The organism is Methanosarcina spelaei (assembly GCF_002287235.1).
Lineage (GTDB): Archaea > Halobacteriota > Methanosarcinia > Methanosarcinales > Methanosarcinaceae > Methanosarcina > Methanosarcina spelaei.
Map to the genome: position 1 here is coordinate 1 of NZ_LMVP01000255.1, position 1625 is coordinate 1625.

The window sequence follows — 1625 nt, forward strand, 5'->3', positions numbered from 1 at the left end:
GTGTCTCCCCAGTTCAAATCCACTTCTAGATAATTCACTCCTGAACCTACGTTTAGATTATGAGTTCTAGTCTGCCCCTGGCTTATGGACTGGGTTGACCGTAGAGAAGAAATAGAATTCTCTATCTCAAAAGGATTTTCTATCCAGGAGCTAACAATGTAATTTTTGTCAGCGGAATCTAAAACAACTTTATTTTTCGAGTTTTCTGAGTATCCTTTTTCGGCAGAAACCGCAGGGACTGCTATCAATCCTATAATAAAGCATAAAACCAGTATCTTCCAGATTTTCATAGTAACACCAAAATAAATTAGGAATTAATACATATATATTTTCTGTAATAGCTTTAAAAAGGCAAATATGATATTCTATAATTATAAATTACGAAATTTATAAATAACTTGATAAAATTGTAAAGACTCCTTTTATCAAGAATATTTCTTCAAAAAAGAGAAAATTTTGTAAGGCTATTTCATTTTCTGCGTTAAGATTAAACCGTAAGTTTTATAAGCTGGATTTAAATTCTCTTCAGAATATTCGGAACAGTAACTGTAGACATAGTACTATAGTTATTTCTCTCCATGAGTCTTAGAAACCTCAGTATTTAGTAGCAGAAACGCAACAAGAGCACACCATTTCTAAGTGTTCTCTTGTTGTCATTTCCTTTCACCCCGTGATGTACTCCAGAGACAGGATTAAGTAAACCTTAAAACTTTTCAGAGCTAACTTAATTAAGCCTCTGGTCATTTGGATTTCAATGGTTTTTTTCAGAGATATTGAACTCCATAATTTAATACTAACATATTCTATATAAAGTGAAAAGTTTTTAGCCAAATAATTAAACTATCTTTTGCATACAGAATTAATTCTTCAAAAAACAAGGCAAAAAAACCCGGTTGCAGGAATAAAGTCATACCCATATTGCAGGAAGTTTCAGAAAATAAATCTTGAAGAACTATGGGTTTAAGCAAAAGATGGGATTTAATATCTTCATTTATTTGAACGTTTTTAAAATGTTTTTGTCCTGAAGTAAACCCACTTTTAAGAGAATTTCAAATACATTTTTTCAATTGCATCCCTATAAACAGGATTTATACTGTATATTGTACTCTTTCCCATCTTATTTTCGTTAATCAGGCCTGACTCATTCAACTGCTTCATGTACCTGGTAATTGCACTTTTGGAAACTCCTGTTATTCGGGCAAGGTCCCCGTTGGTGTTGCATTCTTCCTTTAATATTTTCAGAACTATTTTCCGGGTCATCTCATTTTGAAGGACTGAAATAACCATTTTTTCTTCCTCACTGTATGTAGAATTATTCTGGAAATACCGGATCTTTCCGCAATCATTGTGGGCTTCAATCATATTTTCTGTTTCGAGAATATTGAGATGATAACGAAGAGATCCCCTACTCAGGCTCATATCACTTGCAATCTCGCTGATACACGTCCCTGGACAAGCTTTGATGAAAGCATATATGTACTTTCTCTTTAGAGTTCCAACGGTACTTGGATGGTCAGCAGCTCGAAATCCGAGTATTATGAAAATGAACTTTGTAAAGTATAGGATTACGTCTATTATTGATAAAATTTGCATCGCAGCTAGCCAGATTAGAAACTGCCAGTAGT

1 protein-coding gene and 1 pseudogene are annotated in these 1625 nt (G+C 33.5%); both read right to left on the reverse strand.

The features are described from left to right. Nucleotides 1-290 (reverse strand): annotated as a pseudogene (locus ASJ81_RS12345) (hypothetical protein); the annotation flags it as partial. A gap of 748 nt (nt 291-1038) precedes the next feature. Further along, nucleotides 1039-1625, reverse strand: a 587-nt coding sequence (locus tag ASJ81_RS12350; RefSeq protein ID WP_095644694.1) for a winged helix-turn-helix transcriptional regulator, incomplete at its 5' end; no start/stop codon positions are given.